Annotated in this window: 20 protein-coding genes; 18 read left to right on the forward strand and 2 right to left on the reverse strand. The window is 42.7% G+C overall.

Going from position 1 to position 21,939, the window contains the following annotated elements:
* Nucleotides 1-124: 124 nt before the first annotated feature.
* Nucleotides 125-997, reverse strand: coding sequence for a UTP--glucose-1-phosphate uridylyltransferase GalU (gene galU, locus BSZ04_RS09945; RefSeq protein ID WP_088880316.1), 873 nt, complete (start codon nt 995-997; stop codon nt 125-127).
* Nucleotides 998-1,104: 107 nt separating this feature from the next.
* Nucleotides 1,105-1,749, reverse strand: coding sequence for a LuxR C-terminal-related transcriptional regulator (locus BSZ04_RS09950; protein WP_088880317.1), 645 nt, complete (start codon nt 1,747-1,749; stop codon nt 1,105-1,107).
* 277 nt (nt 1,750-2,026) lie between these two features.
* On the opposite strand from BSZ04_RS09950, the gene BSZ04_RS09955 reads away from it, so the two are divergent.
* The 18 genes from BSZ04_RS09955 to BSZ04_RS10040 all read left to right on the forward strand — a co-directional run bounded on the left by BSZ04_RS09955 (nt 2,027) and on the right by BSZ04_RS10040 (nt 21,803).
* Entirely contained in the window at nt 2,027-2,563 is a 537-nt protein-coding gene (locus tag BSZ04_RS09955; RefSeq protein ID WP_088880318.1) for a single-stranded DNA-binding protein, read from the forward strand.
* 216 nt (nt 2,564-2,779) lie between these two features.
* Nucleotides 2,780-4,795, forward strand: coding sequence for an RNase E specificity factor CsrD (csrD, locus tag BSZ04_RS09960; protein WP_088880319.1), 2,016 nt, complete (start codon nt 2,780-2,782; stop codon nt 4,793-4,795).
* 2 nt (nt 4,796-4,797) lie between these two features.
* The gene (locus tag BSZ04_RS09965) at nt 4,798-6,246 is read left to right on the forward strand and encodes a PilN domain-containing protein (RefSeq protein ID WP_088880320.1); all 1,449 of its coding nucleotides are present in this window, start codon (nt 4,798-4,800) and stop codon (nt 6,244-6,246) included.
* The gene (gene gspM / locus BSZ04_RS09970; protein ID WP_088880321.1) at nt 6,243-6,893 is read left to right on the forward strand and encodes a type II secretion system protein GspM; all 651 of its coding nucleotides are present in this window, start codon (nt 6,243-6,245) and stop codon (nt 6,891-6,893) included. Before BSZ04_RS09965 ends, gspM begins: the two co-directional genes overlap by 4 nt.
* 16 nt (nt 6,894-6,909) lie before the next feature.
* Nucleotides 6,910-7,218: an MSHA biogenesis protein MshK gene (locus tag BSZ04_RS09975; protein ID WP_409582229.1), complete on the forward strand. Its 309-nt coding sequence runs from the start codon at nt 6,910-6,912 to the stop codon at nt 7,216-7,218.
* 20 nt (nt 7,219-7,238) lie between these two features.
* Entirely contained in the window at nt 7,239-8,906 is a 1,668-nt protein-coding gene (gene mshL / locus BSZ04_RS09980; protein WP_029561039.1) for a pilus (MSHA type) biogenesis protein MshL, read from the forward strand.
* Nucleotides 8,907-8,942: 36 nt separating this feature from the next.
* A complete protein-coding gene (locus BSZ04_RS09985) occupies nt 8,943-9,788 on the forward strand; it encodes an ExeA family protein (RefSeq protein ID WP_071236274.1) in 846 nt (281 codons plus the stop codon).
* Entirely contained in the window at nt 9,773-10,870 is a 1,098-nt protein-coding gene (locus tag BSZ04_RS09990; protein ID WP_088880323.1) for a tetratricopeptide repeat protein, read from the forward strand. Before BSZ04_RS09985 ends, BSZ04_RS09990 begins: the two co-directional genes overlap by 16 nt.
* The gene (locus BSZ04_RS09995) at nt 10,867-12,591 is read left to right on the forward strand and encodes an MSHA fimbrial ATPase MshE (protein ID WP_088880324.1); all 1,725 of its coding nucleotides are present in this window, start codon (nt 10,867-10,869) and stop codon (nt 12,589-12,591) included. The genes BSZ04_RS09990 and BSZ04_RS09995 overlap by 4 nt, the downstream gene beginning before the upstream one ends.
* Before the next feature lie 8 nt (nt 12,592-12,599).
* Nucleotides 12,600-13,820, forward strand: coding sequence for a type II secretion system F family protein (locus BSZ04_RS10000; RefSeq protein ID WP_088880325.1), 1,221 nt, complete (start codon nt 12,600-12,602; stop codon nt 13,818-13,820).
* Between the two features lie 3 nt (nt 13,821-13,823).
* Nucleotides 13,824-14,285 (forward strand): MSHA biogenesis protein MshF, encoded by a 462-nt coding sequence (locus BSZ04_RS10005; protein ID WP_088880326.1) that lies wholly within the window; start codon nt 13,824-13,826, stop codon nt 14,283-14,285.
* 238 nt (nt 14,286-14,523) lie between these two features.
* Nucleotides 14,524-14,982, forward strand: coding sequence for a type II secretion system protein (locus BSZ04_RS10010; RefSeq protein WP_088880327.1), 459 nt, complete (start codon nt 14,524-14,526; stop codon nt 14,980-14,982).
* A gap of 67 nt (nt 14,983-15,049) precedes the next feature.
* A complete protein-coding gene (locus tag BSZ04_RS10015) occupies nt 15,050-15,274 on the forward strand; it encodes a type II secretion system protein (RefSeq protein ID WP_162531055.1) in 225 nt (74 codons plus the stop codon).
* A gap of 115 nt (nt 15,275-15,389) precedes the next feature.
* Nucleotides 15,390-15,857, forward strand: a complete 468-nt coding sequence (locus tag BSZ04_RS10020; RefSeq protein ID WP_088880329.1) for a type II secretion system protein — start codon at nt 15,390-15,392, stop codon at nt 15,855-15,857.
* Nucleotides 15,854-16,414, forward strand: a complete 561-nt coding sequence (locus BSZ04_RS10025) for a prepilin-type N-terminal cleavage/methylation domain-containing protein (protein ID WP_088880330.1) — start codon at nt 15,854-15,856, stop codon at nt 16,412-16,414. The genes BSZ04_RS10020 and BSZ04_RS10025 overlap by 4 nt, the downstream gene beginning before the upstream one ends.
* Nucleotides 16,414-17,208 carry a PilW family protein gene (locus tag BSZ04_RS10030; RefSeq protein ID WP_088880331.1) on the forward strand — a complete coding sequence of 265 codons (795 nt, stop codon included), beginning with the start codon at nt 16,414-16,416 and terminating at the stop codon, nt 17,206-17,208. Before BSZ04_RS10025 ends, BSZ04_RS10030 begins: the two co-directional genes overlap by 1 nt.
* Entirely contained in the window at nt 17,198-17,620 is a 423-nt protein-coding gene (locus BSZ04_RS10035) for an MSHA biogenesis protein MshP (protein WP_088880332.1), read from the forward strand. The genes BSZ04_RS10030 and BSZ04_RS10035 overlap by 11 nt, the downstream gene beginning before the upstream one ends.
* 4 nt (nt 17,621-17,624) lie before the next feature.
* Entirely contained in the window at nt 17,625-21,803 is a 4,179-nt protein-coding gene (locus BSZ04_RS10040; RefSeq protein WP_197697132.1) for a DUF6701 domain-containing protein, read from the forward strand.
* The last annotated feature ends 136 nt before the right edge of the window (nt 21,804-21,939 follow it).

The raw sequence follows: 21,939 nt of genomic DNA on the forward strand, positions 1-21,939 counted from the left end.
TGTATAACCAAGTGACGCAAGTATTACATAGTGTGATAAATGTGCAAAGAAAATACTGGACAAAAAAACAGTAAATAAAAGCCCAGCACTACGCTGGGCTTTAGAATCAGTATGTTTGAGTAGATTATACTGCTTTCTTTGTAGCGTGCTTGCCTAGTTCAGATTTCTTTTCATCTTTTAGGTATAAGTTTTCGAAGCAGTAGTTAGTTGCTTCGATGTAACCTTCAACACTACCGCAGTCGAAACGTTGGCCTTTGAACTTGTATGCCAGTACACAGCCCGCTTTTGCTTGTTTGAGCAATGCGTCAGTAATTTGGATTTCGCCACCTTTACCTGGTTCGGTGTTTTCGATTAGCTCGAAAATATCTGGAGTTAGGATATAACGACCGATGATTGCTAGGTTGCTTGGTGCAGTACCTTTTTCTGGCTTCTCAACCATGTCATCAACGCGGTAGATGTCATCTTTGATCATCTCACCAGAGATAACGCCGTATTTGTGGGTTTCTTCTTCTGGTACTTCCTGAACAGCAACGATCGAGCAGCGGAACTGTTTGAAGAGCGCCACCATCTGCGCTAATACGCCTTCTTGCTCGTTAACACAAAGGTCGTCAGCAAGTACAACAGCAAATGGTTCATCGCCTACTAGCTCTCGACCAGTCAGGATCGCATGGCCTAGACCTTTCATCTCGCGCTGGCGGATGTAGGTGAAGTTTGCTGAGTCAATGATTTCACGGATATCAACCAACAACTCTTCTTTGTTGGTGCCGCTGATCTGATGCTCTAGTTCGTAGTTTTTATCGAAGTGGTCCATGATCGAGTGCTTACCACGACCAGTAACGATGCACATACCATTCATACCTGCTTGGATGGCTTCTTCAACGCCATACTCAATCAGTGGTTTATTCACTACAGGCATCATTTCTTTAGGCATAGACTTGGTCGCTGGAAGGAAACGAGTACCGTAACCAGCTGCAGGAAACAGACACTTTTTAATCATTGGGGGTTATATCCTTTCTTATGTGTACTAAGAATCTGAGCGACACTTTAACATGAGAGAGAGAGGAGAATCATGATTAAAGTGCGAAAATCTCCTTAATGAGTAAATCATGACAGAAGATTTTGATCTGCCCATGCTATCGCTTGTACTCGATTTTTGACGGATAGTTTTTTGAAGATTTGATATAGGTGTGATTTTATTGTGAACTCACTAACAAATAGTTCTTCTGCCATTTGGCAGTTAGAAGCTCCCGCTTGTAAACAGCGTAGTACTTGTAACTCGCGAATGGTGAGGTCAACGGTTGCTGGAGTGGTATGAGAGCTGACGACATTACGGTAGTAGTGCAAGAGTTGGCTCGTAACATTCCTAGGTAACCAATTTTGGCCGTTTATAATTTCTTTGAATCCCTCTGCGATATTTTCAGCGCTATCTTCTTTATAGAACAATCCTTTCAGCTGGCCAAACGAGAGTAACTCATCCGTAGTTAGGCGTTTTGGAACGTTAAATATTATTGTTTCAAAATTCTTCCACACTAATGGAAGATTCTTAATCGAAAGAATCAAGTCTTTGTGCTCTTCAAAATCAATGAGTAAGATCTTGTTGCGGTGCTTAGGGTTGGCTTCCATAAGGTCATCAGTACCAATGAGAGGAATATCCATATCAGCATATTTCTTCATTTGTGTTAGCTGAGAGCTTTCATCGTGTTTTAAGCTGATAAGAAAGAGTTTTCTCGCATAAGCAGATTTTCTCATGAGCAGGTTACTCCAATTAATATGATTGGAGTAACGGTGACATCAAATTTGTAAATGGACTAGTGGCTTTGAAGAGAATTGCGTTTAGTTTCAAAGCCTAAAGAAACGAATGATGTAATGTGATTCACATTTGCTACTCCTCACTCAAGAAAAGAGATTTTAGTTCCAGATTTTTGGTGAATGACTGACAATCTAATTGGGCTTTAATCAAGTCAGCAAAGCGTGTTATTCTAGTGCGCTTAATTTTTAATACATCCAGAGTGAAACGGAGCACATCATGGCCAGCCGTGGAATTAACAAAGTTATTTTGGTGGGGAATCTTGGTAACGACCCTGAAATTCGTTACATGCCTAACGGTGGTGCGGTAGCAAACATCACGATTGCAACTTCAGAGTCATGGCGTGACAAAGCGACTGGTGAACAGCGTGAAAAAACAGAGTGGCATCGTGTGGCTTTGTTTGGCAAATTGGCTGAAGTAGCAGGTGAGTACCTGCGCAAAGGCTCACAGGTTTACGTCGAAGGCCAACTTCAAACGCGTAAATGGCAAGACCAAAGTGGTCAAGACCGCTACACGACAGAAGTCGTTGTTCAAGGATTCAACGGCGTTATGCAAATGCTTGGCGGCCGTGCTCAAGGTGGCGCACCGATGGGTGGTGGTCAGCAACAGCAACAAGGTGGTTGGGGTCAACCTCAACAACCAGCTCAGCAGCAGTACAATGCTCCGCAGCAGCAACCTCAACAACAGGCTCCGCAGCAACCACAGCAGCAATACAATGAGCCGCCTATGGATTTTGATGACGATATTCCGTTCTAAGCAATACGTCTAGTAAAGAGCCGCGAATATCGCGGCTTTTTTATTGCCTGGAAGAGCGTCTGCATCAGATCGCATTTTTAGTTCTTCAATGCATAGTAAAATGGTGATTTTGCTATAGCGTCTCACAATCAGATTAATCCGATTGTTTAGTGTTTTGTTATCAAGTATAAGTAATTCAATAAGGTATATGGTGAATAGAAAAGGAATTTGGTATTCATGAGGTATACCCCTACTCTAAAGCTAAGCACACGACTGGTGGCTTTTGTCACTATGATCGTAATATGCGCAATGTTTATCTTGTTTGTTGGTGGCACCCTCTCTTTCAAACGACTCGGACAAGAGTATCTCAATCACTATTTAGAAGGGATTGTCGAGGTCGTTGACAAAGAGATGGAAGATCCTGACGCGGCTTATTCTATGCAGCGTTGGATGCCTAAGATGCTGCAGGCAAGTAACATCGTTGAAATGACTCTATTCGCGAATGATGCAGTTGTGTATCGTTTCAAAGATACATCACATCATGTCGACCCTTCGATCTTGTTTGAACAAGATTATCGATTAGCTCATAACCAAAACTACGTCATTCATTTTAAAGTGGTTCCTCCTTATTTAGGTTATGGCTACTCCATGCAAGCGCTATGGTCTATCACTTTAGCTGTTGTATTGATCATCTTTTGCTTGCTGCGTGGTGTAGCATGGCTGAAAGAGCAGCTAGCTGGTTCAGAGATGCTGGAAGAGCGTGGTCGTATGATCCTAGCTGGACGAGTGGAGCAATATGCTAAAGGTGATGAACGAGAGTGGCCGTATACTGCTAGCGAAGCCTTAGATGTCTTGATTGAAGAACTACAAGATGCTCGCCAAGAAAGAAGTCGATTCGATACTTTCATTCGTACGCAGACGTTTCTTGATAAGTTAACAGGTACTGCAAACCGTGTTCTTTTTGACAGTAAACTTGAGTCGGCATTGCTTGAAAGTGGTTCAAGAGGGGCCGTTCTATTGTTGCGTATTCAAGATTGGAAATCGGTTCAAGAAGAGCTAGACAAGCAATCTAGCGATGACTTCATTGTCGAAGTAGGGAGCTTAGTCTCTAATCTGGTTCAGCGTTTTCCTGATGTGGTTTTTTCTCGTTACTATGAAGCTGACTTTGCTTTGTTTTTGCCGCATCAATCTGCTAAAGATGTGGCCAATCTTGCATCTCAATGTATTCGTCAACTCGAGAAGTTAGTACCTCCTGCGCCTTTAGACATCGATAACTGGTGCCATATTGGCATCACTATGTACAAGGAAGGTGAGCGTCATAGCCAAATCATCGATGAAGCTGAGACCGCTTTACGTAGCGCTCAATTACAAAATAACAATAACTGGAGTCGATTCAAGAAATTGAATCATTATGAGGACGTGCGAGGCAGTGTCAGGTGGCGTACTCTTTTTGATGCAGCATTAACGCCTGAAAATGTGATACTCTACGCACAATCTGCTTTTTCAATAAGTGATTCGTCGCATAAAAAAGTGCTTCACGAAGAGGTAACATGCCGTATTCAGGATCCAGAGAATGGGATTGTGAAGGCATCTCGGTTTATCTCTGCTGTTCGACAGGTTGGTTACGAGGCACAAATGGACCGTGCTGTCGTGACTCAGTTTTTGCAGCATTATAAGCAACAAAACCACAGTGATACGCATTTTACCATCAATTTAAATGTTCCCCCTTTTGGGCAGCGAGAACATTTTAAGTGGTTACGGGATGAACTACTACAGTTGTCAACAGAGAGCCGAAAGTGTCTCAGTTTTGAGTTTGTTGAAGCGCAATTTGTAAGACACTTAGATTTTATGCGGCCAGTCGCTAAAATGCTGTCTGGTTTGGGTTGTCGTCTAATCGTTGGTCAGGCGGGGCGTACGATTGTGAGCACGCATTACCTAAAAGAGATGGACATCCATTATCTCAAGCTGCACCGTAGTTTGGTGACAAAAATAGACCAAAGACATGAAAACCAACTGTTTATTCGTAGCATGCTAGGAGCCGCTGAAAATAGTCGTACGAGGATTATTGCAGTTGGAGTTGAAAGCAAACAAGAGCTAGATGCTCTAGTTGAACTAGGTATATATGGAGTACAAGGACGTTATTTCTCATCTGAAGTTCGTTTATTTCCAATAATTGATGCCAAGAAAGAAGTTCAATCTGATGCTCAGATTAAGCCTGGGCGCAGAAATCGCTGGCGAAAAAATAATAGATAAGAATGAAAAGACTACACGGATTACTCAATAGAATTACTGGTTCTTCTGCTGGTGGAAGAGCCTGCTTTATGGTGATACAGCCTGATGCTGTTTATTTATCCGCGTCAGCAAAAAGTGCTAGCCCAGCCAGATTTGATATCTCTGATGGAAATTGGGAGAAATCGTGCGAACAGGCTTTAAGTGTTGCTGCTAGCTCTTATGACTCACTGACAGTTGTCTTGTCACACAATTTCTATCAGGTCTATCAGATTGATAAGCCATCTATGCCTCGCCAAGAGTGGCCATCAGCCTTGCCATTCTTATTAAAGGAGCTGATATCAGAACGAGCGATTGACATCGTTGCTGATGCTGTGGAGTTACCCAACTCGACGAAAGTTCAAACTTATGTGTTGCCAAGAAAGATATTAGATAAACTAATGTTGCTTTCTGAACGCTATCAGTTGTCACTTAACACCATCGTTCCTGAAGATGAAGTGTGGGGAAGAGCATCAGGGGAATTGGGTAATTTTCTACTGCTGCAACGTTCATGCAAGGGGCACTTTAGAATCAGCGCCTTTGTTGAACATACAATGATGTTTAACCGCACGATAAGAAGTGTGACATCACCGTTGACGGGGGTGCCATCTACTGATTTACAGATGGATAGTTTGTCACTAGAGCTTCAACGCTCCATTGACTATTTATCTTCACAGGTTCGCAATGTGCAGCTACATCAGCTCAAAGTATGTTGTGATGAAGAGGATGAAAGCGAACTATCACAGTCTCTAAATTACCGAATTAGCACCAAAGTATCAGCCTTAATTGGAGAAGCGCATGAGCTATCAGGTCATGTCTTAGCGGATACGGCATCACTTGTCTCTGAGTGGCGAGTTAACTTATTTCCTAGCTACCTGAAGCCTAAAAAGAGGCTGCTTACTCTTAAAAATGTTGCGATATCTTGGGTGACAGCAGCGTTGGTTATTGTGCTGTCATATGGCTATGTCAGTTGGCAATATCAAGGAGTTGATGACCAAATAAATATCGCTAAAAGTAAGGGTGACATTCTTAAATCAGAACTAGACCGTTATAACGCTCAATTGAGAAAGCTTAAGCCTGATGCTAACAAGTTAGCTGCGCAAGCTCGTCTCGAAAAAGAGGTTCAAGCTAAGCGAGATTCACTAACTGCTGTAGGCAAGTATGATGATTCACAGCGCATTGGTTATTCAGGTGTTATGACTTCTCTTGCGAAGTTAAGTAATAACAACATCTCTATTTCAGGCATTCATATTGCCCAAGAGCAACTTGATATAAAAGGTCTCGCAAGGACACCTCGAGCTGTACCTGATTGGGTGGGGCAATTCAAGAATGAGATTAGCTTGGTAGGGCGCACCTTTGATGATGTTGCGATAGGTCGTACCGAGAAAGGGGTAGTGACATTTGAGTTGAGTACTCGCAAGGAGACACAAGAATGAATGATGTTTGGTCTTCATTAGAAGAGCGCTTTGACGAATTAAGCGTACGAGAGAAAGGGCTAATTGCTGCTTGTGGATTCGTGACGATAGTTATGTTGCTGTTTACTATGGTATTAGAGCCGAAGTTAGATAGTGTAAATAGCAGCAATAGGCAACTAAATACCCAAAAGCAGAGTAATCAACAGATTGAAATTGAAACGTTACGTGTTCAAGCTCAATTGAAGAAAGATCCCAATGCTGAAGTTGATCAAGCTATTGCCCAATTACTATCAGAGAGTCAGCACTTATCAATGCAATTGTCTCAAATCATTGAGCACTTGATTACACCTTCTCAAATGGCAGAGCTGCTACAAAGTGTTTTAGAGCAGCAATCAGGTGTGCATTTGATCAGCTTGAATACATTGAAAGCGGAGCCAATTACGTCTGATAAAGAGGCGGCGCAGTACTCGGGGTATTACGTGCACCCTGTGCGCCTAGAATTGAGCGGTGATTACTTTTCGATTGCTAATTATTTAAAGAAGCTTGAACAACTTCCGGTGAGTTATTATTGGCGCAACTTCACTTACCAAGTGGAGGATTACCCAAAGGCTAATTTGGTATTGGAAGTATACACTTTGGGCTCTCAAGAGGAGTTTATCGGTGGATAAAAAAATAGTTCTAGCGATGATTATCGGTTCTATTAGTGCGCCGAGCATTTGTGCCGCTGAACAAGACCCTACGGCACCTCTAGGCTGGGAGAAACCAACTCAAGCTAATTCAACAGTAAAACGGAAGTATCGATTGCCAACACTAAATAGTATTGTGTGTAAGCCAGATATGCCATGTATTGCCATTATGAATAATAAGATAGTAGAGCAAGGGCATTCTTTAAATGGCTACCGTATTGCCAGTATTAATAGTGAATATGTGACTTTAAAGCGTGGTGACCGAGACTGGAAACTCGAGCTTTTTCGTTTAAATGTAAAACAATAAAAATCAGAGCCTAAACAGATATGCGTAAATTAGTGATAGCAGTGGTGGTTGCTTCGTTGGCAGGATGCTCTATGGGGCATAGAGACCCGGTAGAAGTAAAGCAAGCTCTTAACGAGTCAATCAACGAGTCAAATAGCAGACAGCTTGATGAAATCCCTTCTTCCGTTGAAGCTGATTTGATGCCAGATCTTGAATCGAGTGCTTCTGGTTCTGAAGGCATGGTAAAACGCTTTCGAATTCAAGCTAATGCAGTGGAAGCCAGAAGCTTCTTTGCTTCTCTCGTAAAGGGGACTGAGTATAGCGTAGCTATTCATCCTGCAGTAAGAGGAAAAATTACTGTTAACTTAACGGATGTGACGCTTGATGAAGTGCTGAATGTCGTGCAAAACATGTATGGCTATGATGTGGTCAAATCTGGCAAGGTTTTACAGGTGTATCCCGCGGGTATGCGGACGGTGACGATTCCTGTCGACTATTTGCAGTTTAAGCGCTCTGGCCGCTCATTGACTAGTATAGTTACTGGTTCTGTAGCATCTGCAGGTACATCTAGCTCCGGTAGCAATTCAGACGAATCTAGTTCAAATTCTGATTCAAGCAGTGATAGCTCGACTGTTGCGAATGGCGGTACGCGCATTGAAACGTTGACGGAAAGTGATTTTTGGCCTGCATTACAGCAAGCTGTAGCAAGTCTCATAGGCTCCGGAAATGGTCAGAGTGTCGTTGTTACGCCTCAAGCGAGTGTTATTACTGTACGAGCTTTTCCTGATGATATCCGAGAAGTGAGAGAGTTCCTTGGTGTTTCTCAACAACGCATGCAACGCCAAGTTATTCTAGAAGCCAAGATTCTGGAAGTGACTTTGAGTGATGGTTATCAGCAAGGTATCAACTGGTCAAATATATCAGCTTCAATTGGAGGATCTGGCAGTATTTCGATTGGACGCCCATATCCGGATGGAACCCTTCCAGGTGCTGGTGTACCTATCCCAACTCTACCTGGACTAGATGCTATCGGCACGCTTCTCGGTGGTCAAACTAATATCACCATCTCAGATGGCAACTTTGATGCAGTTCTGAGCTTTATGTCGACACAAGGGGATTTGAATGTCCTTTCTAGCCCGAGAATTACAGCAGCCAACAATCAGAAATCGGTGATAAAAGTAGGTTCGGATGAATACTTTGTGACTCAATTATCTAGTAATGCAGGAAATGGAGAGAATTCTAATGCGGTTCCTGAAGTGGAGTTAACGCCATTCTTTTCAGGTATTTCTCTAGACGTAACACCTCAGATTGATGATAAAGGTAGCGTGTTCTTACATGTTCACCCTGCGGTTATCGAAGTTCAAGAAGAGTTAAAAACGCTCAATTTAGGCGGTGATTTCCAAAATGTTCAGCTACCATTGGCAAAAAGTTCGGTCCGTGAGTCTGACTCTGTAATTAGAGCGAAAAGTGGTGATGTTGTGGTGATTGGCGGTTTGATGAAACAACAAAACGTGAATCAAACATCAAAGGTCCCATTCTTGGGTGATATACCTGCACTGGGACATTTGTTTAGGAATACGGCAGACGTCACTCAAAAAACGGAGCTCGTTATTCTGTTAAAACCAACGGTCGTTGGCGTTAACTCATGGCAGAAAGAACTAGAGCGCTCGCGTGACTTGCTGCAAGAGTGGTTCCCTGATTCGCAGTAATGCAGTCAACACTTAAACTAGTGGGCTGATAAGCGTATGTATCTATCGCATTTTGGTTTTCGCTTACAACCATTTTCACTAACCCCAAATACAGAACTGTTTTTGGGGTTAGCGCCTCATTATGAATCCATTCAAACCATCATCGCAGCGATTCATATGGGAGAAGGTGTCATCAAAGTGGTTGGGGAAGTGGGAACAGGCAAAACCATGGTTTGTCGAAAGCTGATTGAGCAAATTGAAGATGATGCCGAGCTGATTTACTTGCCAAACCCTGCGCTTACAGGGGCTCAATTGCAACTAGCGGTGGCTAGAGAGCTTGGAATTAAAAATGCTGACCCGCTAAATGTTGTGGAGCTTATTCAAGAACGATTGATCTGTATTCGCTCAGTAGGAAAAAGAACCGTCTTAATTGTTGATGAAGCTCAAGCACTTTCTTTTGAAGCATTAGAAACTTTGCGCCTATTTGGGAATCTAGAGACCGAGAAAGACAAACTACTCCAGTTAGTTTTGTTTGGTCAGCCTGAACTTGAGGAGCGCCTGTTAAGTCACAATTTGCGGCAGTTCCGACAGCGCATCACATTCAATTGTGAATTACGTACTCTCAACTTAGATGAAGGCGTTGCCTATATGGATAACCGACTTAATAAAGCGGGAAATGGGGCGCACATTTTTAGCATTGAGCAGAAAAAAGCAATATGGCGCTCTGCTTCTGGGGTTCCTAGGCTAATTAATCAGATTTGCCATAAATCATTACTCACGGCGTTTAATGATCGCTGTACATTAATTAAGAATCAACACGTTTACGCGGCAATGCATGACACCCTTGATGCCTGTAAACCAAAGTTTAAGACCCCGATATTCTGGGGATGGAGCCGATCTTGAGTGCAATTAACAAAGCTTTATCTGAACTAGCAGAGAAGGAGCATAAACCTGAGCTATCAAGAGCGGAAGTTCCGGTTGTTGCTAACAGAAAGCCCTGGCTATGGTTAATCGCGGGCTTTTCTATGAGTTTGGCTATCGGAGGGTGGGCCGTCTCTCAAGCGCCTACGCCGGACAACGTTAATGAAGTGGCATTAGCAGGGGCTGATATTGTGGCTAAAAAGGTGGCAAATGTAGATGCTAGCTCTCCAACAACCAAAACAACGCCTCAATTACAGCAAGTTGTTGCAACAAAAAACATTGAAGTGGCTCATGTTCGTTCTAATCAATCAGAGCAGATAGCGACCGAAGAAATTTATTCTCCTCAACCTCTTGCTTCAACGCCTAAAAAAGTGGTGGCAGAAGATAATCAATCAATAGCAGAACCAGCGACGCTGCACAGTGAGCCGCTAGAAGTCGTTGATGAAGCGAGCTCGATGCATATTGAGCAGGTGGAGCTAAGCCATCAACAACTTGCTGATAAAGCTATGAACCGAGCCGGTAAAGCAATGGATTCAAATGATATGCAGGAGGCAATGACCGCTTATGCAGAGGCGCTGCGTTATGAGCCATCGAATATTGAAGCGAGACAAAAACTAGCGGCATTATATTTTGGTAAAAGTGATACCAGAAAAGCGTACGAGATCCTTCAGGCTGGTATTAAGTTGGACAATGATAACCAGCCACTAAGACTTGCATTATCCAAGTTGTTAGTGAAAGCAAACCAGCCTGAAGCGGCATTGAGCCCATTAGTTTTTATGCCAGATAACCCAACTCGAGATTATTTGGCAATGCGAGCTGCTTTGGCTCAAAAGCAGAAACAAACGGAATTTGCGTTAGAAAGTTATCAGCTTTTAACGCAAAGAGAGCCTGAGAATGCCCGTTGGTGGCTTGGGTTAGCCATTCAGCAAGAACGTAAAGTCCAAATCAAAGCAGCGGTCTATTCCTACCAGCAAGCATTAGGAAAAGTGGGCGTGTCTAATCAATCTCAAGCATTTATTAGAGATAGACTGAGTATCTTGAAGCAGCTGGAGGGAGCAGAATGAAAATTCAATTAAGGAAGCGTCTTGGTGACCTGCTTGTTGAAGAAGGCATTGTCACAGAAGAGCAAGTGCAGCAAGCTCTTGCCAGCCAACATGATACAGGGCAAAAGTTAGGTGATGCCCTGATTGCTTTGGGGTTTATTTCTGAAAAGCAAATGCTGAACTTCCTTTCCCAGCAGCTGGGTTTACCGCTCATTGATTTAAGTCGTGCACCTATTGATGCCGATGCGGTGCAACTTTTACCGGAGGTTCATGCTCGTCGTCTACGTGCCATGGTGGTTGCACAAAACGGTGATACGTTAAGAGTTGCCATGAGCGATCCTGCGGACTTGTTCACCCAGGAATCGCTAATGAACTTGCTCGGTGAGTACGCTCTAGAGTTTATTATTGCTTCTGAGCGACAACTGGTGGAGAGCTTTGACCGCTATTATCGCCGAACTAAGGAAATCGCTTCATTCGCTGAGCAGCTCCAAGCTGAACATCAAGATGTTGATGTATTTGATTATGGGATTGAAGAGACTGAAAGCGAAGAGGTTACGGTTGTTAAGCTGGTTAACTCAATGTTTGAGGATGCCGTGCAGGTAGGAGCATCTGATATCCATATTGAACCAGATGATAAAGTGCTTCGTCTCCGTCAGCGTGTTGATGGTGTTTTGCATGAAACCATCCTAAATGAAGTCAATGTGGCATCAGCCTTAGTTTTACGCCTTAAACTGATGGCACACCTCGATATTTCTGAAAAGCGTTTGCCGCAAGATGGTCGCTTTAACATTAAGGTTCGAGGTCAATCCATCGATATTCGTATGTCGACGCTGCCAACGCAATATGGCGAATCCGTAGTAATGCGTTTGCTTAACCAGTCTTCAGGCCTACGAAAACTAGAAGATTCGGGCTTACCTGCTGATTTACTTGCTCGCTTGCGCCGTCAGTTGTCTCGCCCACATGGCATGATATTAGTGACTGGCCCCACGGGGTCGGGTAAAACGACGACGCTATACGGTGCATTAAGTGAGTTGAACGAACCGGGTAAGAAGATCATTACTGCAGAAGATCCTGTGGAGTACCGCTTACCACGCATTACACAAGTACAGATCAATAGTAAGATTGATCTTACTTTCTCACGGGTACTCCGTACTTTCCTTCGTCAAGACCCAGACATCATCTTAGTTGGTGAGATGCGAGACCAAGAAACGGTAGAGATTGGTTTGCGTGCCGCGTTAACAGGCCACTTAGTTTTGAGTACGCTGCATACCAATGATGCTGTAGACAGTGCTTTACGAATGATAGATATGGGAGCACCTGGCTATCTTGTTGCAAGTGCAGTTCGTGCGGTTGTTGCTCAACGATTGGTTCGCCGGGTTTGTCCTGATTGCAAGACTGAAGATGTTGTCGGTGAGTCTCGACAGCAGTGGCTATCAGGTCGTTTCCCAAATCAATCTAATGCTGTATTTCATAAAGGGAAAGGGTGTCAGAACTGTAACTTAACCGGCTATCGAGGCCGAATTGGCGTGTTTGAAATGTTGGAATTAGAACACGAGATGATGGATAAGTTACGTGCGAACGATGCGGTAGGTTTTGCACAAGCGGCGCGTCAATCCGCATCCTATAAGCCACTATTAGCTTCCGCTATGGAGCTGGCTTTGCAAGGCATCGTTAGCCTTGATGAAGTTATGGCGCTGGGTGAAGGCGATTCATCTGGTAAAGCAGATGCAATCTTAATGTAGGTGATTAGATGCCAACATTCAGTTATCAAGGTCGAACACTGACCGGATCCGCGACCAAGGGTAAGATTGATGCCGTTAATGAAGAGGCCGCTGCGCAAGCGCTAATGAATAAAGGGGTTATTCCTTTACATATTCAGTTAAGAAAGGAATCCAACGCAAGTAGCTTTAGCTTATCTAAATTGCTTGTACCAGCGATCCCCCTTGAAGTCATTATTCTGTTTTGTCGTCAGTTATTCAGCTTAACTAAAGCGGGGGTCCCACTGCTGCGCTCTATGCGTGGTCTATTGCAAAACTGTGAAAACCAGCAATTAAAAGACGCGCTTGAAGATGTGGTCTCTGAGCTTAGTAATGGCCGTGGGCTATCTGCTGCAATGCAGCCACACAGTAAAGTGTTCAGTCCTTTATTTGTTTCAATGATTAACGTCGGTGAGAACACCGGTCGTTTAGACCAAGCCTTATTGCAGCTAGCCAATTACTACGAACAAGAGTTAGAGACTCGTAAGCGTATTAAAGCGGCAATGCGCTACCCGACGTTTGTCATTGTCTTCATTACTATTGCGATGTTCATTTTGAACATTTTTGTTATCCCGGAGTTTGCGGGCATGTTCACTCGCTTCGGTGTTGAGCTGCCACTCCCAACACGTGTACTGATCGCAACGTCTAATTTCTTTGTTCACTATTGGGGACTGCTGCTCGTTCTGATGATAGGAGCTTTCTTGCTCTTTCGTGCTTGGATCGCTACCGCAGATGGACGAGAAAAATTTGATAAGTTTCGACTGAGAGTCCCAATTGTCGGTGATATCGTGAATCGCGCTCAGCTTTCTCGTTTTTCTCGAACATTTTCATTGATGCTTAAGTCCGGCGTGCCGCTGAATCAATCATTAGCTTTGGCCGGTGAGGCGTTAGGCAATAAGTTTCTTGAGAACCGAATAATAGAGATGAAGTCTTCCATTGAAGCGGGTAGCACCATTTCTGTGACGGCAGTGAACAGTAAAATTTTTACACCACTGGTCATTCAGATGATTGCTGTCGGCGAAGAAACGGGTCGAATTGATGAATTATTGCTCGAAGTCGCAGACTTTTATGACCGAGAAGTAGATTATGATCTTAAAACCCTAACGGCACGAATAGAGCCATTACTTTTGGTGATTGTTGCAGGTATGGTTATGGTCTTAGCCTTGGGTATCTTCCTTCCTATGTGGGGGATGCTCGATATAATCAAAGGCTAAAGTGTGATTGAAAACCGAGCAAGTGCAAGGCTTATATTGTGGGGGACTCTTGTCGTTGTGGTGTTAGTCGTACTGTTAGAGAGCTTAACACCTCTGCAAAAAGAGTTAGATAATACCGGAGCAAATTTAGCCAAAAACTGGATGTTAGACAGTGTCAATCGCTATCGAAGTATATGGTTGATGAGAGGTGAACCAGATTCTATCGAGGTTGATGGTTCAGTGTTGTTAATGACTGAAGCAGGGTTAGTGTTACCACTTGATGATCGTGAACAGTTGGATTGTGACGATTGGCTGACGGTTCATTATCCTCAACGTAAGATTATGACGGCTAACTTGTTAGAAATTAATAGGGTACTCAAAGGTGATGAATATCTTTGTATATATAGGTATTCAAATCATAAATTGGTATTAGTGACCTTTAGCAGTAACCATTTGCAAATTGATGTCGAAAATTCGGCAAAGTAAGTTTTTTGACACTTTAGTGCTATAAATGAGACAGCAATTCGGTATAATAACTTCGTATCAATAATTGGAAATTTGTAAGCTAATTATTCAGTTATAGAGTACAAATTTATCAACGCAGATTTCGCTTAACTAGTGAGTATAGTTCCGCTCTACTGCATTAATTAAGCAATAACACAACTGGTCGTGCGACCTTAACGTTGCAGTCACTCTGCATGTTTACATAAAAGAGAGAGAAACAATGAAAAGACAAGGTGGTTTTACCCTTATCGAACTTGTGGTGGTAATTGTGATCCTAGGTATCCTAGCGGTAACGGCTGCGCCACGCTTCCTTAACTTACAAGATGATGCTCGTGAATCTGCAATTCAAGGCTTGAAGGGGGCGATCGATGGTGCTGCTGGTATTGTTTATGGTAAGGCTGCAATTAACGGTGTAGAAAAAGGAGATGATAAAGGGATTAGTTATGCAGGAAGCACAATCGCTCTTCAACATGGATATCCAGATTCAACTTCTGCAGCTTTAAATCTTGTTGTTGATGGCCTGCAACAAGACTGGGAGCTTTTGAAAGGCGGTACCACTAAGACTACGATTACTTATGGTATAAAAGGTTATGATGGTAATTGTGTAAAATATCACGCCGCTTCAGATGACAATACTCCGGCTAAAACTGAAATTGTTAAAGGTACAGATTGTCAATAAGTTAGAAGTAAGGCCAGCCTAGTCTGGCCTTTATTTCTCTATTTTGGTTAATCTTGGAATGGTAGATATGCGTAAATCATCCGGTCTTAGTGCAATAGAGTTTGTGGTTGTGCTTATTATTTTAGGTGTGATTGGTTATGTGGTATTGCCAAGATTTATCAGCTTTGAGCCAGAAACTTACGAAGCTAAGTGGGAGCAAACCAAGCAAACCGCGGAGCACGTTTCTGAAACCCTCAGCAATAAAGCAACTTATGATCGTATTGAACAAGAGATGGGTAAATCAGAGGAGTGATTTTTACCATTAACAATCTACTCACAAAATAATAGTAAAGTGTGATCCTTGCCCAAAATTCCTCCTTTTTTTTGCTTATAATTTAATCGCTTGTTGTTGAAGTAAGGTTGCCCCTATGAAAGCTCGCCATATTTCATCGGGATTCACTCTTGTTGAGTTGGTCATGGTGATCGTTATCCTCTCTATTATGTCACTTTATGCCGCTAGCCGTTATTTAAGTGCCGGTATTCCTGCTGCTGCGGTACAGGATCAAGCAATAGCGGTTATTCGTCAGGTGCAAGTCAACCGCATGCAATCCAACCTTAGCGATACTAGCAGCGTTGATAAAAACGATTTTATCTTAAGCGTAACGAACAACTGCATCGGCTCAAAAGCATCGTGTTCCTCTCAAGCTGATTCAAGAAGTGACTGGTTAATGCCTGATGGAGTGTCATTTTCCCCTAGTTTGGATCTTGAGTTTAATTTGCTAGGCAACCCGAGTGGTGCAACACCGACGATTCGTATTACAGAAAATGGCAGTGGCAAGACCTGCTCGATACACATCAATTCCCAAGGGTACATAGAAAAGCGAACTTGCTCATGAAAATACTCTCTAAAGAGCAATCAGGTATGACCTTAATTGAAATGATCATTGCGATTATTTTATTGGGGGTTGCTATGACCATTTTTTCTTCTGCGCTTATCCCTCCAATAAAAGAGGCTTCTAGTTCGCATTATCAATCTCGCGCGGTCGCTCTGGGGCAAAGTATGATGTCTCAAATATTATCGCGGAATTTTGACCACAATAGTGATATCAATGGCGGTTGGCTACGTTGCGGTGAAGATGGTGCGCCGAACTGTTCAGACCTAAAAGCAGATGATGGTGAATCAACCCCTTCGACATTTAATGATGTTGATGACTATATCGGCTGCTGGTTTACTAGCGAAACGAAAGCTGATTGCCCTGCTGGCGTGCCTCAATATGCTTTGCAAGATGTGATCGGCTCGAGTGCCAATGACACATACAAAAACTTTCGTGTGCGAGTGAAGGTTGAATTCAAAAAGCCTGAAGACGTGGATAAAATTAAGCATATTGAATTACAAGTATATGCAGGCAACGCACAGAGCTTCTCTCTATTTGCTTACAGAGGCAATTACTGATGAGAGTTGAAAGTAAAGGTTTTACGCTTATCGAAATGGTGGTCACTATCGTTATTGGTAGCATCATCGTGCTAGGAATCGCAGGGTATGTGCAAGTCGGTGTCAAAGGCTTTGTAGATGCAAACTCACGGCAACGCATTCAAACCCAAGCTCAATTTGTATTGGAAAAACTCTCGCGTGAAATTCGACATGCAGTCCCTAATAGTTTCCGTATAACAAGTTCCGGCGGCTCAGAATGTTTGGAGTTTGTGCCTACTTATAACTCTGGGTATTACTTTGAGAAGCCTGGAACTTCAAACTTGCTATTTGTTACAGGCGAGCAAGTTCCGGGTGGAACGATAAAAAGCGCTGAAAATTTAAGGCTCGTTATTAATCCAACGCGCTATGAAGACTTGTTTGATTCACCTGCAGGCACTTCGCCTACATCATGGAACAGTTTTGCTATTGACAGCGATTTACCGATCCAAACCAATGATGGCGAGGGCAATGCGCAATATTATAGCTTTGCACTACCTCTCCCACTTGCAAGTCAATCCATTGCTGCTCGTATTTATTTGTACAAACCCGATTCGGTGATTCGTTACTGTATTGTACAACCTGTCTTACCTAGTGACAGTGGTCTGCTAACAAGAAATGGTGTGACGGTGGAAAATATCGAATCTTCACAAAGTGCTTTTAACTATACCAATACTGGTTTGCAGCTCGGCGGTATTGTTTACCTTAAATTCGCTTTTAAGCAAAATGATGAAGTGAGCGTTTACCAACAAGATGTGCAGGTACTCAATGTTCCATAGAAACAAACACCAAAGAGGCAATGTTCTTATTGTTAGCTTATTCGTCATTGTTGTTATGGGCTATATGGCGACGTCGATCACCAAGATAAATTGGTCAAACCAAACTCTTGTGACAAAAGAGTTTCTTGGTACGCAGGCATGGTTTCTTGCTCAATCGGCAACTGAGTGGGCTTTAACTGAAATATATCCCTTAGGGGATTCTGCCCCAGACGTGGAAGAGAATTGTCGTGACAAAGTTAATGGTAACGCAACAAATTTAGACTTTGGGAAATGCTCCTTGGCTCGTCTTGAGTGCAAAGGGGGCGATAAAAAACTTGATAATCAAGTGTTTTATCGGATTGAGGCGGCAGTGCAATGTGGTAGTGGGATCAATTTAGTTGAACGCAGACAAGAGATATGGATTAAGGATTAAAGTTATGAGAAAGGTACTCTTTAGCGCAATATTCATTAGCTTATTTTCTTTCAAATGTATATCTGCGGAAAGCTATGACATGACGCCTTATTGGTCTTTGACCAAGGGAGAAATGAAGTCGATAGGTAACCTGTGTAATGGTTATTATAACAGTGATAATGACTATGTTTGTCGAGACGGATTATACCTGAGTAAAGGGCAGTCAATTATGTCGAATCGACACATGAATATCCATGTATATGGTGATGTCGAATTTAAAGGGAAAAATGTAATTGGTAGTTCAGCCTACTCTATTAATATTCTTTCCAAGACTAGCTATGTTAAAGGTAGCAACCAAGTTCAGCTATTTGGCAATATCGAATCTTATGGAAGTGTTGAACTAAAAAATAATATCGACATAAATGGTTCTGTTTATTCATCTCATGGAAAAATATACTTTGAAGGCGCTGATGTAACAGGAAATGTTACAAGCCATACGGATAGCATTGAAGTTAAAGGTAATAGGAATGTTATTGATGGTGATATTTGGGGGGCGAGGGATATCGTACTCTCCAAAGTCACTGTCAAAGGTGACGTTACTAGTGATGGAGGGCAAATAAAAACAGAGAAAAATAGCAATACTATTGATGGTGATGTGGTCGCTCATGGTGATGTTGTATTGAAGAAGACCGTAGTGCGTGGATCTGTGACAAGTCGAGGTGGAGCTGTAAAAACAGAAAACTCGAATAATCAAATTTACGGTGATATCGAAGCATTGCACGATGTTGTTTTAAAAGGAACGAAAGTTGTCGGAAACATCCAAAGCCGCGGAGAAGAAATAAAGCTTGAAAACGCAGGAGGGGGGAACTCTGTCTATGGGAACCTTGTAGCGCTGCATCAAATTGGCATCAAAAATTCTTTAGTGTGTGGCCAAGTTACTTCAAGAGGTTCAGAAGTTAAGCTAGAAAATTCTGGAGAAAATCAAAGGCTAGGTGTTTATGCTTACACAAATGCAATTCGCGCATATCATAAAGCGACGGTCAAAAACTCTAGTGTTTGCGGTGAAGTCGCTGGGTATTCGACAGATTTTCATCAGGAAAAAATTTACTGTGGTGTCAATGAACCTAACTGTAATAGGCCGCAAACCATAGGTAATTGCCCGCTCGATACTCTTGAAGTCGTGTGTCCTGATATGGTTCCTGACCCAGAGCCTATTCAATGTAAACCGTTGCCACCTGAAGACTTTGACTCAGGCTCTCTTACAAACTGGTCTGTGATGGGATTCGGTGACAGTACTGATCCTGAAATTCGCGGAAATAAATTCCGTCTGAATGCAAATAGACAACGTCAAGCCACGGCTTCTGCATATAACTACATTTTCCCGTCAGATCAAAACTACTTAGAAATCGAGTTTGAACATTATGCATACGGAGGTGGTTATAGTGGAGGTGATGGTATTGCCTTAGTTATCTCTGATGCAAATGTGCCACCTAAGACTGGTGCTTTTGGTGGCCCCCTTGGTTATGGGATGAAGCTCAAGGAATACCATGGTGGTGAGGTTAGCAGTGATGTTGAAGGGTTTGCTGGTGGCTGGCTAGGTATAGGTATTGATGAGTACGGCAATTTCTATCAAGAGGGTGGAGAAACAAGACCAAATGGGACGGGGAAACCAGACAATGTTGGTATTCGTGGCTCGGGTTCTCAAGACAATCAAGGAAAGTGGCTGAAGGGCTACGGATATGTAAAAGGTAAGCAGTTCTCGAGTTCCATCGACAACCATAACGATTTACATCGCTATAAGATCACTCTGAATTCAAGAGATGGTCAGCATATGATGTTGAAGGTTGAAAGAAGTGTTAATCGTGGGGAATGGAATACCGTTATTTCAGACTTTGATGTACGTACAGAAGGACACTTTAGCCAAGCTCCAACAAACTTCCGTTTGTCAGTTACAGCATCAACTGGTGCCGCAACGAACTTGCATGAAATTGATAATTTCAAAGTTTGTGCGGACAAGTACTCGCGATTAACGGACGGTATTCATCATTTTGAGTTCGACTACGCCGGCTCGGGTAGTACGTGTCAGGCTTCAGATGTCACACTCAGAGCTTGTATGAATGAAAGTTGTACTGAGCAATATCCTAGAGATGCATATGATGATGGCAGCTTAAAACCTCTCTCTGTCACTTTACTTCCATCTGCAGACAATAATGTTGCCAACTGGGTTGGTGGTACAAATGTAAAGTTTGAGAACGAAACTCAGCTTGAACTGCAAGGTTCAAGAGCTGGTAATGTTACTTTAGGTATTGGTCAAAGTTCTGTACCACAGTTTGGCTTTGAAGGGGCGCGATGTCGAATTAATGGCGGGCCACTATCCGCTGATAATTGTAATGTAACCTTTGCTCAAAATGTGCTAGCGGTGAATGTTAATGATGTAGTCGCTAGCCGCGAAACTACCGGCGAGGATTATCTATCATTTTGCTCAACTCGCACAGAAGATGGGGGGGAGTCTCGCGGTGTTAATATGTCTGTTGATTATGAAGTAGCACCAGTCGATAGCTCTCAACCTGTTGTGATTTCTTACAAGAAAAAAGTGAAAGATCAGACTCCGGAATGGAGTTCAACTGTTGAATTAACCAGGGCTAATAAGTACCTGCCTAATGTTTATTTTAATAGTGAAGGCAAGGCATTCTTTAAGTTGAAATATGCTGAAGCTGGAAAGGTAAAACTTAAAGCAAGTGTTGAAGGAGTTGATGACTCGGATGGATTCGGCAGTTTCGTTAGTTTTCCTTCAAAACTGAAAGTAACTGCAAGGAGTGGTGATAAGAGTGGAGAGTGCAGCAACAGTGAAAATGGCTGCTCTTCGGGGTTTGTTGCTGCTGGTGAAGTTTTTGAACTAACTATTTCTGCGCTGCAGGATGACGGTTCAGTTGCTGAGAACTACCAAGAGAAGACTATTACTGTTAGTAATAAAGTGAAGTACCCGTCCAATGGTTCATTAGCCAAACTTCTGAATGAGAAGTTACCAGAGCCAAGTAAATGGTCTAACGGCAGTGTGACATTTGATCAATCGGTTTCAGAAGTCGGTGCTTTCGAACTTATTGCTGAGGCACCAGTCGCTAAAGATGAGAATGGCGATGATATTGGGAGATCTCTGTATCTTGGCAGCAAGGCCTTTAAAATTGCAGATGGCAAGTTAACAATTGGTCGCTTCTATCCTGATTATTTTAAAGTGACAGGAACTGAGTGGACTTATCCTGATAACCAGAATGACTCTGTTTACATGGGGCAAAACTTTGCGTCAGTTAAGTTTGAAGTTACTGCGTACAACGCTGACGGGTATGCTACGCAGAACTATGGCGGTTTTGCCGATTCTTTGAAAGCTGACCTGCATCTAGCTGGCGGCTACTCTGAACGACTAAGCATTTTGGACTCTGATTTAACGAGTAAAAACTGGTCTGGTGCAATTTGGAGTAAAACTTGGGTTAATTCTGTTGATTGGAGCAAAGCGGGTAATTTAGATGGTCCATTTAACTCAAAAGTATCAACAGATAGTCCTACAGAGTCATCAATTTCGTTGTCCCTCAATAAAACAGCGAGTACGAAGACTGCACATATTGACCCTACTCTATTTCTAACAGAACGTAATGATGGCAAGCAATCTCGCACTGTAGATCAACAACTGTTGTCTCAACCTGACGTTAGATATGGGCGTATGGCTTTGGATGATGTAGGTGGAAAGCAGGGAGAGGCTCTAAGCATTCCACTTAGAGTAGAGTATTGGAACAAGAGTCGATTTGTTATCAGTGCCAATGATAACCGAACAACTGTTTCTGCTGTCGAGCAAGGTAATGATAAGCTAATTTGGAGTAGTCCTGATGGTATTACTGCCTGTGATATCAACCTTCAGGTTCTTGATTCATCGGATAGTGAAATATTGAGTGCTAAAGTTACAAATGGCATGCTTCCAAATTCTGATAGAAAGCGTTTAACGGCTAAACAAGGTTGTAAGAATGAAGTTCGACAGCAATCGCAAGTTTGGTTGGATCTAGATGACTCTGCAAATGGTTTACCTTGGCTCAAATATGACTGGGATAATGATGGTTCTGAAGAAAATCCATCTACCATTGTTACTTTTGGTATCAACCGAGGTAACGATAGGGTGATTTATCGAGGTGAACCGGGTCTGACTGGAGGGAATTAAGGCGCGTTTATTTGCTCTAGGTAAGGAATCTGCAAGAAATTGAGGGTTTCAGCCCATGTTTGTACTCCAATGCCTTGCTGTGTCAGCGAGGCATTGGTACATTTAGGACAATTTTTGTCTTCTAAATTTTTGCAGG

It is taken from the genome of Vibrio rotiferianus, assembly GCF_002214395.1.
In the GTDB taxonomy this organism is placed as follows: Bacteria; Pseudomonadota; Gammaproteobacteria; order Enterobacterales; family Vibrionaceae; genus Vibrio; species Vibrio rotiferianus.